Source organism: Paenibacillus sp. GCM10027629, assembly GCF_042676425.1.
Taxonomy (GTDB): domain Bacteria; phylum Bacillota; class Bacilli; order Paenibacillales; family Paenibacillaceae; genus Paenibacillus_K; species Paenibacillus_K terrigena.
In genome coordinates this window covers 449326-465636 of sequence record NZ_JBHTGZ010000009.1, presented here as the reverse complement: position 1 = coordinate 465636, position 16311 = coordinate 449326, and the positions used below count along the sequence as shown (strand labels likewise).

Annotated in this window: 13 protein-coding genes; 3 read left to right on the top strand and 10 right to left on the bottom strand. The window is 45.4% G+C overall.

Annotated elements, in window-relative coordinates; translation table 11 throughout:
- Positions 1 to 71: 71 nt before the first annotated feature.
- From ACFQZR_RS11420 to ACFQZR_RS11395, 6 genes are all read right to left on the bottom strand, one after another.
- Positions 72 to 461, bottom strand: a complete 390-nt coding sequence (locus tag ACFQZR_RS11420; protein WP_379345855.1) for a DUF350 domain-containing protein — start codon at positions 459 to 461, stop codon at positions 72 to 74.
- A complete protein-coding gene (locus tag ACFQZR_RS11415; RefSeq protein ID WP_379345853.1) occupies positions 458 to 1150 on the bottom strand; it encodes a signal peptide protein in 693 nt (230 codons plus the stop codon). Before ACFQZR_RS11415 ends, ACFQZR_RS11420 begins: the two co-directional genes overlap by 4 nt.
- A 3-nt stretch (positions 1151 to 1153) precedes the next feature.
- A complete protein-coding gene (locus ACFQZR_RS11410; protein ID WP_379345851.1) occupies positions 1154 to 2353 on the bottom strand; it encodes a glutathionylspermidine synthase family protein in 1200 nt (399 codons plus the stop codon).
- Positions 2350 to 3009 (bottom strand): hypothetical protein, encoded by a 660-nt coding sequence (locus ACFQZR_RS11405; protein WP_379345849.1) that lies wholly within the window; start codon positions 3007 to 3009, stop codon positions 2350 to 2352. The genes ACFQZR_RS11410 and ACFQZR_RS11405 overlap by 4 nt, the downstream gene beginning before the upstream one ends.
- A gap of 38 nt (positions 3010 to 3047) precedes the next feature.
- Positions 3048 to 3272: a hypothetical protein gene (locus tag ACFQZR_RS11400; RefSeq protein WP_379345847.1), complete on the bottom strand. Its 225-nt coding sequence runs from the start codon at positions 3270 to 3272 to the stop codon at positions 3048 to 3050.
- 143 nt (positions 3273 to 3415) lie between these two features.
- Complete coding sequence (locus ACFQZR_RS11395) at positions 3416 to 3751, bottom strand: DUF1904 family protein (protein WP_379345845.1); 336 nt, start codon at positions 3749 to 3751, stop codon at positions 3416 to 3418.
- A 186-nt stretch (positions 3752 to 3937) separates the two neighbouring features.
- Here ACFQZR_RS11395 and ACFQZR_RS11390 point away from each other — a divergent pair, with 186 nt between their 5' ends.
- Together ACFQZR_RS11390 and ilvD are read left to right on the top strand one after the other, a co-directional pair.
- Complete coding sequence (locus tag ACFQZR_RS11390; RefSeq protein WP_379345843.1) at positions 3938 to 6130, top strand: M1 family metallopeptidase; 2193 nt, start codon at positions 3938 to 3940, stop codon at positions 6128 to 6130.
- 194 nt (positions 6131 to 6324) lie between these two features.
- Positions 6325 to 8013, top strand: a complete 1689-nt coding sequence (ilvD, locus tag ACFQZR_RS11385; RefSeq protein WP_379345841.1) for a dihydroxy-acid dehydratase — start codon at positions 6325 to 6327, stop codon at positions 8011 to 8013.
- A 56-nt stretch (positions 8014 to 8069) separates the two neighbouring features.
- On the opposite strand, the gene ACFQZR_RS11380 is transcribed toward ilvD, so the two are convergent.
- The gene (locus ACFQZR_RS11380; RefSeq protein WP_379345839.1) at positions 8070 to 9455 is read right to left on the bottom strand and encodes a polysaccharide deacetylase family protein; all 1386 of its coding nucleotides are present in this window, start codon (positions 9453 to 9455) and stop codon (positions 8070 to 8072) included.
- A 125-nt stretch (positions 9456 to 9580) separates the two neighbouring features.
- Here ACFQZR_RS11380 and ytvI point away from each other — a divergent pair, with 125 nt between their 5' ends.
- Positions 9581 to 10684, top strand: a complete 1104-nt coding sequence (ytvI, locus tag ACFQZR_RS11375; protein ID WP_379345837.1) for a sporulation integral membrane protein YtvI — start codon at positions 9581 to 9583, stop codon at positions 10682 to 10684.
- On the opposite strand, the gene ACFQZR_RS11370 is transcribed toward ytvI, so the two are convergent.
- The 3 genes from ACFQZR_RS11370 to ACFQZR_RS11360 form a co-directional block, all read right to left on the bottom strand.
- Entirely contained in the window at positions 10621 to 12468 is a 1848-nt protein-coding gene (locus tag ACFQZR_RS11370) for a peptidoglycan D,D-transpeptidase FtsI family protein (protein ID WP_379345835.1), read from the bottom strand. The two genes, ytvI and ACFQZR_RS11370, sit on opposite strands and share 64 nt — an antisense overlap.
- A 113-nt stretch (positions 12469 to 12581) precedes the next feature.
- A complete protein-coding gene (locus ACFQZR_RS11365) occupies positions 12582 to 14627 on the bottom strand; it encodes a methyl-accepting chemotaxis protein (protein WP_379345833.1) in 2046 nt (681 codons plus the stop codon).
- A gap of 176 nt (positions 14628 to 14803) precedes the next feature.
- Entirely contained in the window at positions 14804 to 16141 is a 1338-nt protein-coding gene (locus ACFQZR_RS11360) for a peptidase U32 family protein (protein ID WP_379345832.1), read from the bottom strand.
- Positions 16142 to 16311: the final 170 nt, after the last annotated feature.

Below are 16311 nucleotides of genomic sequence, written 5' to 3'. Positions count from 1 at the left end.
CTAGATAATTGCGATAAATAAGCATAAGGACCGTTCACAATATACGTGAACAGCCCTTCGTATGTTACCTTTTATATGATTAGACTGCTTACAGCAAAGCTCATCCCGATGAACACGAAGCAGAGCAGAATTCCGACTGCAATATTCCCGTTCTTCAAATGTTCAGATAGCTTCAGGCCCGGCGTCACCCATTCAAATATCCAATAGGCGGCGATGAGACAAATGTATCCCACTGCGAACCACAGCATCATATGCCAGATCGAAGCATTGGTATAGGCCGACACGCCAAGCAGGATCGCTGTTCCAAAAAATTTGCCGCCCATGGCGAGCCCCACAGCCGCATTCCCTTTCTTCAATTCTTCCAGATCATTATACGGCGTCATTAAGCTGAAAATAACCATGCCAAGCAATTGCAAGATAACGATCACAACAACACTTATAAATATATTTAATACGATCATTTCGCCCATCCCCTAAACTTGGCATATGTCACATCATAATTCGAGAAATCGTGTACTTCTTCCAGTATGATGTTCACTTTTTTCAACGACTTAAATGATTGGTATCGATCCGCATCAATCGGCTGCTTCACATGCTGTCCTGATGGAAGCGTAATGACCGCGAATTGACGCGTCTTACCTTGGTATTCTGTCTTGTAGACGCCTACCAAATCAACTTCCGTTTTTAACTGAATTTTCAGCTTATCGAGGTCTTCTTGTGCAGCTTGCTTGGACTTGAATGTCTTGAGCGATTCCCAAGCAGTCAGCGTCACATCGGCCCGATCCTGCGAATTCGTGTTCATATCAGCTTCCATCGCTTGCAGCGTCCATACTTGATCCCCGGTGCCATAATTATCATCATTTGGAATGAGTTCATTATCCGGCAGAACCGTCATATCACTGCCGATCAGATCGCCCACGGTCCCTTCCACAATGCGATAATCCCAAGGAACTGTGTTCGTATTCGAAGACGAATCCTCTGTGTATGAAGATGAAACAGATGAATCCCAATCATCATTTTGGTTCGAGCATCCACCCGAAGCAATTCCGATAAATACTAAGACAATAATGCCAATGATGACAAATTGAATGAGACGCGATGCGGTATGATCCGCTTTGGAGTTTGATCCTTTCCTTCTATACTGACTCATCTTCTATCCTCCTACCCCTATCGCCACAAAATGACTTGCATTCCCCGTAATCGGTCCTCCTGCACGCCCAAGCAAGCCGCAAGGCTCTCCATTGATCATGAACATCCCCGTTAGCAAATGGAAGCTCCCCGATTCGAGATGAATTTGCGCTAATTCGGCTCTTTTCTGATAGATTAACGGAAATAGCCGACTCGTATCGAATCCCGCTTCATCTTGAACTTCCAATTGTCCGCTGCCATCGAATATTTTGACCGATCCGCCCTCGCGACCGAACATCGATTTGGAGACAAAGCTGCCGTCGAACACCGCTTTATTATACGTGGGCAGCATATATCGTTCGATAACCGACTTCTCGTCCGGCGTATACAATAGATTTAATTCATGCAGCCCCCAGATCAGAGCTTGCAGCCCTTTGGATTGTAATAGAATCGCATGCGGCGGATTGAACAATTGCAGATAACCCATCTCCATGGAATACGCCAAGGCATCCCCGCCATCATCCACAGCCATCCATTCTTTCGGATAAAGTGCGAACATTCGCTCAATTTGTCTGCCCGATGCATCACGAACAATTCCTTCATCGATCCACAAATCCAAACAATCCACACAAGTGATATCGAGCCCGCTATGCCGAACGAGCATATTTATCGTTCCTGAGTCTTCGGCATGCTGCCCATAGGCGACACATGCTGCGGTATCAGGACGCTCTACGGCCCAGGCCTCTTGAATCCGCTTCGCCATCTGTTCATTCGGGGAATCTACCCCATACTGCCTGCACATCCAGGGGGTCGCAACGGCTGCTTCTACGTAGCCTGTCGGTGTATCCGCATTCAACTCCAGCAGCTTGATCTCACCCGTGCCCGATACCGCAAAATCAAATCTTGCATAACGGCTCAATAGGCCAGGTTCGTTCATGAGCGTTGTATCAAGACTCTCCCATAACACCTCCGGAATGCTTATCATTTGATATAAATCATGTCTGCCGCAGACAAATCGAACGGCCTTATCGAAGATCGCCCATAGCTTTCTGGATGCTTCTTCAAGCTCCTGATAAGTACCCCTGTTCATGACGACTAACTGATCAATCCAATATTGTTCTTGGTCGAGATTCGCCCATGTAAATCCGAGCGCCTCAAGCTCATTCACCCGAGCTTGCCGATTGGCCTGTGGAACTCCTCGAACTTCAATTACACGATTGCTCATCCGCCGAACCCACCGCTGGAATGGGATCCACTTGAACTAGACGAACTGAATCCGCTTGATTTGCCGCCAATGCTGCCACGTGAGGAGGAAGTCGATCTTTTCGTAATCGATCCCGTCGTTCTTGAAGTCTTCGGCGTCATGGCAGAACCGGATACCGGCTTGTTCTGGAATGTATCTGATGTGTATGAACGTGGCCGATAACTCTGGCCGCTGCGGACATCATATGCCGAATGATTCGAATACCAGCCCGAGGAGGAGTAAGAATTACCGCGGTTAAAGATCATGTGGTATAAGAGCAAATCGTCCCAACCGAACCCAGACGTTGTATGTACAATCGTTGTGCCGCTTGACGACGAGCTTCCCCCCGTCACTGCCCCACCGTTGCCCTCTTCCTTCGTTTCCTTCTTCAGTTCTGGAATGTTCCAGTCCATTTCAGCATCAAAATACTTCTTCACTTCATCAGAAGACCATTCGACGAGTTTGGGGCCATTGGCGCTACTGTTATCGGCAGCAGCGCTTCCATGGTCCATTGGAATAATCAGGACATTCGCTAATAACGCGATGCCTAGCGATGTCGACAAGACACGAAGCGGCTTGCCTTCTTCCGTAAATAATAACTTTTTAAGCGAACGATTCGATTTATCCTCTTGATTCATTCGAAGTTAACGCCCCTTTCTTCAACACGAGCATACCCCTATGTAAGCTCGCGACTCCTAACCGCAACAATGAGCAACTCCATCGTCTGCTTCTCTACATTCAATCTTCCTTCAATCGTCTCATATTCATGTCCTTCTAAAGTCAAATAGTTGATATGATGAAGCGCTGCAATCATATCTTGGCTCCACAGACGCTCATCGCGCTCTACGAGCGAGCCATCCGATTGCTTTTCAATTAATTGAACGATCATTCCGCCTGCCATAAGACAACTCCTTTGTAAAAATTTGTACACGATCATTCATACGATCTTATCGCCATAAATGTTTCGTTTTCATGTATCATACATCAAAAAAGCTATCCCGTCGTCATCCTTGTGACCATCGGAATAGCTTTTTCTGCATTTGATTAAAGTCTGTCGCAGCGCACGCCATCGATATAGTACGCCTTCTCTTCATATGGAATAAACACAACTTCCACCTCGGGAATTCCTAGCGACTTCACCCGTCGTGTAACGGCTTCGGCGAAAAGATCCCGTACCTCATCGCCACGTTCGAACCAGCCCACCTGAATGAAAGAAAAGGATGATGTCGTATCTCCACCTAACACAACGGTGGTATGTAGACATTCAAATGTAAAGTTATCGGTTCCGCAAGCACAGATCTCGGCAAGTTCTTCAACGAGCTGTTGACTGACCTCTGCAAGCTTCTCGGCTTCTACACCTCTGAATAATAAATGGGGCAAATTAAGCTCCTCCTCTAGGTGGTCTATGTTAGATATTCACTCTTTACATTATAACGAAGCTACTTCATTCATTCAAAGATTACGTAACTGTAAGGTTCATGTAAGTCGTTTGCATAGTGCAAAGATCTAACACCCCCTATACTTAACGTATCATGTTGATAACAAACTTATAAAGGAGAGAACAATATGAATACTACAACAAAGTTAAAAATCTCCAAACGGATGCTGGCATGCTCGTTAATCTTTACATTAGCGGTCTGCCCGATCCTGAATACAGGAAACGCATTAGCAGCGCCCGCAGCAGCGACGAAGCAAGACGTTAACAAAGCAGAAGTTCACAGCCCGATCCAATACCAAATCGATGTTCGATTGGATGAGAAGAAGATGACGCTGCATGGCAATCAGACCGTTGTGTTCCGCAATACCTCTAAGGATTCATTGAAAGAGCTTGTCTTCCATACGTTCGCTGATGCCAATCGGTCGAAGGAAACACAATCTTCTATGTTCAAACTCACCAATGCTGAAGCCCAGAAGAATGAATCCAGTCGGAAGCCCGAGGATTTCCTAGGCGGCATTGATATTACGAAGGTCCAATCCAACGGACAAGCACTTGAATTCAACAATAAGAATCAAGCTTTAACTGCAACATTAGGTCAAGCGTTGAAGCCAGGCGAATCCGTTACGGTCGAGATCCAATTCGATGTCAAACTCCCTTACGGTTCCCAGCGTCTATCCTATTATAAAAATATCATTAACGGCGCTCATTGGTTCCCTGTCATGTCTATCTATGATGAGAACAAACACCAATGGAACAAAACACCTTACAGCACATTCTTTGAGTCTGATTACTACACCTCCTCTGACTTTAAAGTCAATATGGATGTACCCGCTTCTTACCAAGTGTCCATGCCCGGAACCATTACGGAGCATCAAGGCACAGAAGCTGGTCGTAAAATTGTATCGACCGTATCCAATAACACTAGAGAACTCGTCTTCTTCGCAAGTCCCGATTTCAAAGTGGCAAGCAAGACCCGAGATGGTCTAACGGTGTACTACTACTATTTCGACAATATGAAGGGCAAACAAGAAATCATTGATCAATACTTAGATCAAGCCTTCAAAGCCATTAACTTCTTCAACGACAAATTTGGCAAATACCCTTACGCTGATTTCCGTATTGTAGAATCCTACGTAGAAGGCGTCGCAGTTGAATTCGCTCGTGTGATCCAGATGGGGATGATCCAAGGTCATAAAGATGCATCAAAGGATACGGTCTTCGTTCATGAAATTGCTCACCAATGGTTCCACGCACTGATCGGTAATGATTCAGAGACAGAATCCTTCCTCGATGAAGGCTTCGCTGATTTCGCGAGAGTGTATTTTGCGGACAAGCAAGGCGATATGCTGAATGGATTTAAATCGATTCAAATGCCAATAGGACCTATCGATATGATCATCGGATCATCGAATAACGACATCGGTGATATGGCGAACGCCGTCTACTATGAAAAAGGCCGCGAAGCGATCTATCAGCTATACCGCACGGTCGGTGAAGAGAAGTTCGATCAATTTATGAAAGAATATTTCAAACGCTACGTCTATCAGAACACTACGATCAACGGTTTATTGCAGACGATTGAAGATACATTAGGCAAGGCGCCACGTAATGAAATGGAGAAGGCACTTCGCCAACCGAATTTCGATTTAAAGCCGGAATATCAATTGTCTGAAGATGAGCAATCCAAATATTGGAATGAACAGTTCAAATCCATCTATGCAGATATTTTTACGCAGAGTGCGGATCTCCCTTATGAGACCATGAACCGCATTAGTCATAAAGCGCTTCAAGGCGAGCCGCTTACGATCGTTCTAAGCGATCCATTATCGAAGACTGCAAAAGCGCAGCAAGATCAGCTCGTTCAAAAAATACAAATGACCTTTGGGTTCATGGGGATCCAAACGAATGTATTGACAGAGCGTCAAACGATTAAGTCGAAGCTGGAAAAAGAACTGGCAAATAGCAATATCATCGTCATCGGAAATCCGAAATCCAATGCGCTTGTCCAAGCGATGAAGCCCGGCATCATAAAACGATCTGAAGCCATTAGCTTCCCGTGGAAAGAAATGATGGACAAGAAGAACTCGGCTGGGGCATATGTCATCAAACATCCATATAATCAGAATCGTCTGATGGTGAACTTCTTCTGGACAGGCAGTCAATTGAATAAGCAACAGGCAGAGGCGTCTATATTCCAAGCTTCCGAGGCACTAAGCTTCTCAAGTCACTTCTATCAATTCTATATGATAGATCCTGCCGGCAAGGTAACAACAGATAAAAAAGTCGAGAACCCGATAGCTAAATTCTTTGAGCAAGCGTAAGTCCAATACAGCAATTTAAGAAGCGATCACGAAGCCATATCCATGGCGCGCGGTCGCTTTTTCATTTCACAATAAAGTCATAGGAAATATCTATTATAACGAATACACTTATTGCTAGAAAAAGCTAGTCGATTGTGATAGACTCAATTTTAATCATTCCATTTATAGAACGAAAAAAACCGGAGGTTAAAGCCATGACTCAGAAAAAAATGCGTTCAGACATGATTAAAAAAGGCTTCGACCGCGCGCCACACCGCAGCTTGCTGCGTGCAGCAGGCGTCAAGGAAGAGGACTTCGACAAGCCATTTATCGCAGTATGCAACTCATACATTGACATCGTCCCAGGGCATGTCCACTTACAAGAGTTCGGTAAAATTGTAAAAGAAGCGATTCGCGAAGCAGGTGGGGTTCCATTCGAATTCAATACGATCGGCGTCGATGATGGGATTGCGATGGGGCATATCGGTATGCGTTATTCCCTACCGAGCCGAGAGATCATTGCTGATTCACTTGAGACTGTCGTTTCTGCTCACTGGTTCGACGGCATGATCTGTATCCCGAACTGTGACAAAATCACACCAGGGATGATGATGGGCGCCCTTCGCGTGAACATCCCGACGATGTTCGTCAGCGGCGGACCGATGAAAGCAGGTCGCACAAGCGACGGCCGCGCGATTTCTCTAACTTCCGTCTTCGAAGGCGTCGGTGCCTTCATGGCAGGTAAGATCGATGAGAATAGCTTAACGGAGCTTGAGCAATACGGTTGCCCAACTTGCGGTTCTTGCTCCGGCATGTTCACGGCGAACTCCATGAACTGTCTCGCAGAAGGTCTTGGCCTTGCATTGCCGGGTAACGGTACGATTCTTGCGGTTGCTCCTGAACGCAAAGATTTCGTTCGTCAATCTGCTCGTCAATTGATGGAATTGATCAAAGCCGACATTAAACCTCGTGATATCGTAACCATCGAAGCGATCGATAACGCTTTTGCACTCGATATGGCGATGGGCGGATCTACGAATACGGTTCTTCATACGTTAGCACTTGCACACGAAGCTGGATTTGAATATCCAATTGAACGGATCAATGAAGTGGCGAAACGCGTTCCGCATTTGGCGAAAATCGCTCCAGCATCTGACTACCATATCGAAGATGTTCACAATGCAGGCGGCGTCAGTGCGGTATTGAACGAATTGTTCAAGAAAGAAGGCGCACTTCACGGCGATTGCATCACGGTAACAGGCAAAACACTACGTGAGAACGTCGTTGGCTGTGAGATTCAAGATACGGACGTGATTCATACGCTCGATAACCCGCATAGCGTTGAAGGCGGACTTTCCGTCCTATTCGGTAACATCGCGCCTCGCGGCTCCATCATTAAAGTCGGTGCCGTTGATAAATCCGTTGGCGGCTACCACAAAGGCCCTGCAATCTGCTTCGATTCGCAAGATGATGCGCTCTATGGCATTGCGAACGGCAAAGTGAAAGAAGGCCATGTGGTCGTCATTCGTTACGAAGGTCCTAAAGGCGGCCCTGGTATGCCAGAAATGCTTGCTCCAACTTCACAAATCGTGGGTATGGGACTTGGCGCTAAAGTCGGTCTGATTACAGACGGTCGTTTCTCAGGCGCGTCCCGAGGAATCAGTATCGGTCATATCTCCCCTGAAGCAGCTGAGGGCGGTCCAATCGCATTCATTGAAGACGGTGATATCATCGAGCTTGATCTGAAGAACCGTACGATTAACTTGATCGATGTGAGCGATGAAGAATTCGCCCGTCGTCAAGCGAACTGGAAGGGCTTCGAACCAAAAGTAAAAACCGGTTATCTCGCTCGTTACTCGAAGCTTGTAACGAATGCAAGCACCGGCGGCGTAATGAAGGTATAATCGATCTCGATAATAGAGAAAGCCCCTTGACCTTAAGGTCAAGGGGCTTCTCATTATCACATTGTTGATGGGGTGTTCGTCGTATTGCCGTAAGTCTGTTCAACAGCAATCTTCAAGACCTGTTCCTCCATCGGATGATTCCTTTGATTACAAGTTTCTACATAATAACGTTTCTTTAACAGATCTGCTGAGAGAATGATGCTCTTCGGCACTAACATCGATGATCGCTCTTTAAGCCTTGATTGCCCTTGCGGGCGAATGACATGTAGCAGAAATTTGAGATAGACGCTTGTAAGGGATTTGAACATACCCTCTGGTAAATCCTGAACACTGAAGCCGAGTTTATCTGCTCCGCGATGTATCATCGATACACCATACAAAGCTTTTACATCGGAAAATTCCGGATTGTTCACCAATTCGTCTGCGAAATACGGCAAGGCATGTTCGACACTGCGTATCAATTGAATGGCTACATGCATAGATGACCGTGCCTTCTGTCCCATATCGAACAGCTTCTGATTATCGAAGTGAAGCTCCATCACGGAATCTCCATTCATAAGAACCTCGCCATCCTGCATGGTCACAGGCTCTCCATGATAACGGGTTACGCGATAATGGAATGTCGTATCTGGATCTGCTGTCTTCTTCAAATTGAACAAGACGTGGAAGCATTGCTCCCACACGAGCCAAAGTCGAACCGTTACCCGTCTGCCGAAGCTAAGCGTTCTTGCCTTGGCTTCATCTGTCACCTTAATCATTTCATCCACGCGGATGAATCGATATGCTTTATTCGTAGCTGCTTGCATGTAGTTCTCTAAGGCGATAAGCATATTTGCTGGTGCATCCGCATCCGCACCGAATGTAATCCCGCAGTCATGCAAGAGCAAGACTTCTCCAGGACGTAATTTGCGCATCATTCTTCGTTCTAACTGCTCTGCCCCAACACCTTTACGCCAATCCCCGAACATGGCTGACCATAGAATAATTTGAATATGTCCCAAATTCCCAAAATCAAATAAGTTAACTATCCCCCAAGGAGGACGATAATAGACCGACTTCGATCCTGTTATTTGATAAATAATATCGGATGTCTTCTTGATTTGTTTTCTGACCGTACCGGGACGCATCAGCCAATTGGTCTTGTGGACATAATTATGGATTCCTATGAGGTGTCCTTCGTCATGAATCCTCTTGACTATTTCAGGATTTTTTTCCGCATTTGATCCAACAACAAAAAAAGTCGCCTTTGCATCATATTTTTTGAGCAAATCGAGCAACTCTGCCGTGTAATAGGGGTCCGGACCGTCATCAAAAGTTAAGCAGATTTCCCGTTGACTACGCCCTCTTTTGAATACCCGAAATCCAAAAATGCGACTAAACACGCCTGGGAGAAACGCATAAAACGTTAAAATGTAGAAACACCATAGAACCAAATTTTCCATGTACATTTCCCCACTTTTCAAATGAGCTCCTATTATTGTATCATACAGGTGCAAAAAATAGGCACGATTTTTCAAAATAGTGTACAATCAAATATATATTCTTCATGAAATAAGGAGGTTCCCGTTTGTTACCGTTCTATAAAAAATATTGGCGTACCGCATTTGATATTGGGTTAATTGCACTTACTGTATACCTCACCATGTCACTCTTCAGTTATTTGTACAATATTGCTACTCCAATTTTCCTCTCGTTCATCATTTACTTGATTATCGAGCCTCTCGCCAAATTCCTGAATCGCCGTGGTCTCAAGAAATCCGTCGCTTCTGCCATATCCGTACTCATCTTTGTTCTGTTACTTCTAAGTGTCTTCTTCGGACTTGGCGTCATCTTGATCACTCAGATTACGAATTTAATCGATCGGCTGCCCATGTATACCAATATCTTCAAATCAACTATTAACGATATTGTTAGCATGCTACAGAACAAGGTTAATTTATTGCCGGAAAATATTATCGCGAATATAAATTCTTATCTCGGTACGATCGCAGGGAAAGGCTCTGAAATTGCCATAAAATTTCTGAACATGATCCTTGGATCGTTGCAATCCGTATCCTCCTTCGTCATGAACTTTGGCATCGGAGTTATTCTCGCTTACTTCTTAAGCACAGAGATTAAGTCGTGGAAGAAGTTAGCAGATGAACGAACACCGAGAACATTCAAAACGGCGTACATATTTTTGAAAGAAAATGTATTCCGCGGGATTGCAGCTTATCTCAAAGCACAAATGAAGCTCATTTCCATTACATTCGTCGGCGTCTTCGTTGGACTTCTGCTGCTTGGTGTATCAAATGCATTCACCCTTGCACTCATCTCAGCTGTTCTTGATTTACTTCCACTCCTTGGGGTGCCAGTACTATTTATCCCTTGGGTGATTTATCTGTTCTTTGTCGGTAGCTCGACGCTTGCCATTTGGCTGCTCGTATTACTCGCAGTGGTTATGCTGATTAGACAAATTATGGAGCCGAAGATTACAGGCAATACGCTCGGTGTGTCCGCATTTACAATGTTAGCTTGTATGATTATTTCTTTATCGCTTTTCGGAGTGGCAGGTTTGATATTATCCCCGATCTTGCTGATCCTTATGAAGGCTTTAATCGATCAAGGTTACCTCAAATCTTGGATCCGGCTGCCTAAGGAAGAATTTGACGGAACAGAATCCGAATCATGATCTGCGAGCAGATCCATGACCCCTCGAAATAAACTTGTCGCTTGATTAGTGCCGAACGTTGGCTTATTCTCCGACACAATGGCAACCGCGTAACGTGGAGATTCCACTGGGCCATATCCGATGAACCAATGGTTGTTCGTCGTCAGCCCTGGCTTCTTCACTTGCGCGGTTCCTGATTTACCGGCTAACTTCCACTTCGAGCGCTTTAGTGCACTCCCCGTGCCATCTGTTACGACCTCTTCCATCCAATGGGTTAATTGATGCGCAGTCTCTGGACGAATGGATCCATACGGAGATGGTGACAGATGTTTAGGGAGTGACGTTAACAGCTGACCATTCGCATATCGAATTTCCTTCACAAGACGTGGAGCATGCACCTTCCCATCATTTATCAAAGTTACAACTAAATTCGCCGCTTGCAGAGGTGAGACAAGTACATCCCGCTGACCTACGGCAGATTGCACCATAACTCCTCCATCAATTTGTTGCGCAGCAAATACACGCCCCGCTTCCTCGCCATCCAATTGGTTAAAATGAGGCATGTCCATCAGCCGTTCCGCTTGCCAACCGACAGTCCTGGATAACCCCAGCATCGAGGCATAACGGGAAAGGGTCTCCGGTTTCGTATGCTCTCCGATGGTCGCAAACACAATATTACATGACTTTGCAAAACCTTCCTCGAGTGATAGCAGACCATGCCCGTCCTTCTCCCAGCACGAGAAGCCATATTTACCATAATCCCCATGACATTCGAAAGTCGCACGTTCAATCCCTGGTATCGTCTCAAGTGCTGCAGCAGCTGTAACCACTTTGTAGATCGATCCTGGGACAAGTGCTTTCAAAGCACGATTTCCCCAGTTTCCTTCCTTGAGATCTACATGGTACGGATCAAATGACGGCTTCGATACCATCGCAACCACATCCCCATTTGCAGCATCTAGAACGACAATCGCTCCTTTCGTAAGCCCTGCTTGATCGGCATACGCCTCCAGCTTACTCTGGATGGATAAATCTACTGTCGTAACGATTTTCAGGGGATAGAATGGATTCTCAGGCTTCGACACCCTCGTATCCAGTCCGTATAATGGTCGTCTAGCACCGTCTACAAAATAAGTCGCTGTCGTCGGCCCAATACCGCGTAAGAAAGGATCAAATGTTCTCTCTAGTCCCGCTGCGCCAATCGGCGTCTCAAGACGGGTTTTCCAACGGTCTTTGCCACTTGCACGCTGCGCAAGCAACAGCTCAGGCTGCTCCGCTACAAATCCAAGCCACTGTTTGGCTGCACCAGTTGCATCGTAGCGCATTTGTATCGGTAAGATACGTACACCATTTAAAGGAAGCTGTTCAATGCGTCTCATCTGCTCCGATGACAATTTGTAGGGCTGTTTGCTCCCTTTCCCCATCCATATAGTAGGAGCCTTCAGATGCCTCCAATATGCATCAAGATCTCTATAAGATATCTGTAAGATGTCCGCTAACTTACGTTGATTCTCCGTGCTCTCCTTCATTTCTCGCGATGCTGAATCAATCGGGAACATCACTAACATGGGAACTTGTCTGCCTGTCAGCGGTATACCATTTCGATCATAGAAATGCCCACGACCGCTATCGAGGATAATCCCACGTTCACGTTGTAAGACGGATAACTGCGCAATGCTCTTCTTGGATACAGCTCCGGTATCTTGACGATGCAGCTGCATCCACGCCATTCGAATGGCAATACAAATGAACACCGCTGTGAACATCATCAAGCTATAGAACATTCTCCGTTTACTCGTGAACATATCAATCTCTCCATCTATCTCATTGTTACTCCTCATTATTGCCACAAACCTAAGAAAAAACCTGCCTAAGCGCATGCGGCTCAGGCAGGTTCGAAGTGATATGCAATTCATGACTATAACGTAAATTTGGATAATGTCTCTTTGAGGCGCGTAGATACTTCTTCAAGCTTATTTGACAAATCGATCAAGTTCCCGCTGACGACCAGCTGCTCATTACTGAGTGATGCGACTTCTTCCGATGTTGCAGACGCTTCTTCGGCTACAGCACTCACGCTGCTCATCGCTTCTGCTAGAATCCCTTGCGATTGATCAAGTTCCTGAATCGAATCCGTTGCCTGACCCAGTTGCTGAATGAATCCCGTCATCTGACCTTGAACAGTCCAGAAGATCTCGCTTGCATCTTTAACAGATACAATTTGCTCTTGGAAGATCGGATAAGCATCAGATAATACATTCACCGTCTCGCCGATTTCACCAGAGATCTGGTCCGTAATCTGTCCCACAATATCAATCGATTGACGCGACTGATCTGCGAGTTTGCGAATTTCATCCGCTACCACCATAAATCCTTTACCGGCTGCTCCAGCTCTCGAAGCTTCAATCGTTGCATTAAGTGATAGAATGTTCGTCTGTTTCGTCATATTGTTCAGTACTTCAAGAATTTTACGTATGGAATTCGTGCTTTCTTTAAGTGCATTGACTTTCTGAACAAGGGAACGAACCATATCTTCCGTGAGATTCGTCTTATCCGTCAATACAGTCATATGGGTAATTCCGTGCTGACTCGCTTTCTCAACCTCCGAAGCCGCTTCACCCATCTCAACATTGGAGCTAATCACATTGCGCATTTTCGATCCAATTGTGATCGTGAGATCATTTCCTCGCTCAGCTTCTACAGCAAGATTCGTTGCACCGTTCGCAATCTCTTCCGTGGCAATCGCAATCTCACGCGCTGAGATCCCTGTCTTCTTAGAAGCATTGCTGAGCTCGGATGCCGTATCGAGCACATCCTGCGCAGATTGGCTTGTATGCTTCACGAGTTCCGTAATATTATCCATCATCTCGTTAAAGCCTCTGGACAATTCACCAATCTCATCTTGCGACTTCACCTTCATACGGACGCCCAAGTTACCGCTAGCCCCTTGATTCATGAGGTTACGCAAATATTTGAGCGGACTGCCGACCATGCGCATAACCCATACGCCAATTAATCCAGCGACGATCGCCACAACGATGGCTGCAATGATCGTAATATTGTAAATTTCTTTAGCCTTCTCAACCAATTTCTCTACAGGTACTTCACTTACCAGATTCCATCCATTGGTGGATAATGGACTATACGAAGCTAGAACCTCAATTCCTTTACCATTTTTGATGGTCTCGCTACCGCCCGATTTCGCAACGCCCTCTTGGCCCTTAAGCTTCAACAGAGAATCCTTACCAATCAGGTCTTCCTGCTTCGAATATACAATCTTGTTTCCAGGACCAATGATCAGCAGATCGCTGCCTTCTCCAAGATCAATGGTGCTTAAGTTATTGCCAAGCGTGTCCATCTTCAATTCGATTAATAGCACATGGGAAGATTCTCCCGTTGACACATTCTTAAGAACACGACTAAGCCCAAATGTATGGTCCGGTGTCTTGTCGAGAATTTTCTGTGTCCCTGTTGGGATATATACCGTTCTCCCTTGTGCTTGAATAGCATTTTTGAACCATTCTGATTTACGAATCTCTTCCACTTCCGAAGTCATTCCGCCGCCTGTCGTAATGATTCGCGAAGTACCATTGATCGGAATCAAATAGATCCCTACAATATTCGAATTATTGATACTTAGCGTCTGAAGGATATCAGTTGCTTTGCCACTCGCTTCAAAACTACTGAATTCACTCGCATTGCTTTTCAAATAGTCATTCAGATTTGTCTGCAGCTCTTTATTCATCAGCAATTGCATGGACATATCATCATAGGTTTTAAGAATCAAATCCAACTTTTCACGTGCCTGAACGATCGTCTGGTAGTTCGCTTCCGATGATTGCTCCTGTATAATGCTTTTGGACTGCGAGTAGGAATATAGACCAATCCCCACAACAAAAATTATACTGCTTATCAGGAAAATCAATAAAAGCTTGAGTCCTACGGACTTTAGAGGGTTTTGCAAATATTTTGATAGTTGTTTCAAACGCTTCTGCACGATGGGAGCACCATCCTTTATATCTATTTTATCTCCTATCTATTTGTTCGGCATAATCCACTAAAAACTTTTGCTTTTTTTACAAAAAAATAAATAAAAATAAAAAATGCCTTCAATCTGAGACTGAAGGCATCTTCATTATTTTATTTCCCGTTCTTTTTACGCATCATATCGAAATACTGTACAGGCTGTTCGACCTTCATACGGATACGCTGCAATGGGTGACGCGCCGCATCAAGTAGCACTCCAGACTCATCCCAGATTTCCTCAACCGTTTGTTTGAAGAATGTGCCATTCGGTCCAAAGAACTCCACCACTTGACCTGGTTTGAAATGATTGCGCTGCTGAATCGTTGCCATGCCTGTCTCTGCATCATAATCCAGGACAAGACCTGCAAAGTCGTAAGGCGCTGCTTTCTCTTCAGGTTCATAAATGTGATCTTCATGATCCGGCGTATCATAGAAGAACCCCGTATTGAGCGGTCTGTTCGCCGCTTTATTGATTTCTTCGATCCATTCAGGCTTCAGAACATAGTTCTCTGGATCCGCCATATAGGAATCAATGACTTGACGATACACATTTACAACCGTAGCAACGTAGTGGATCGATTTCATTCGCCCTTCAATTTTGAAGCTGTCGACGCCTACTTCGATCAAATCCGGCAGATGCTCGATCATGCATAAGTCTTTGGAACCCATCGAGAATTGGTTGTCTTCTTGCTTGAATAGCGGAAGCTGTGTAATCCCAACTTTAAACTGTTCCAACACCGGATGCTGAGCAGCTTCTTCTTCACTCATGATCTCATCCAAGTCCGGGCGTCCATCCTCGAATAGATCGTATTTCCAACGGCAGGATTGGCAGCAGCCCCCGCGGTTCGAATCACGGTCCGTGAAATGGTTCGACAAAACGCAGCGTCCCGAATAGGAAGAACACATGGCACCATGGATAAATGCTTCAATCTCGATATCCACATGCTGCTTCATTTCATAAATCTCTTGCAAGCTAGTTTCTCGTGCAAGAACGACGCGCGGCGCGCCTTCTTCCTTCCAGAACTTCACAGTCTGCCAGTTCATAATCGATTGCTGCGTACTAACATGGACCTCTAACCGAGGGGCAACACGTTGAGCTGTCTCAATGATTACCGGATCCGCTGCAATAATGGCGGAAATACCGACTTCCTCCAAATTGCGCAAATACTCCTCGATACCTTCAATATCTTCGTTGTGTGCATAGATGTTCGTTGCGACGAATACTTTGGCACCGTATTTCTTCGCGAATTCAACACCTTCACGCATTTCTTCAAAGCTAAAATTATCCGCATTTGAACGAAGACCATACTTCTGTCCACCAATATATACAGCGTCTGCACCATAATGAATTGCGAACTTCAACTTCTCCAAATTCCCTGCTGGAGCGAGCAATTCTGGTTTGTCTAGACGATTTCGTTTGCCCTTTAGTACGGGTCTTTCGCTTGTTAACATTTTTTCCACCTCTTACTTCATCATTCGCCAATGGCGACTTATAATACATGTTCAAAAAGTTGGCTTTTCAGCACCGAGAAGGTTGCGAGAACCCGAAGAAGAAGGAACGCAGTTTAGGCAAAACCTAAATGAGTACCGGACTTCGAGGGTGAACGCAAGATTCGATGTTG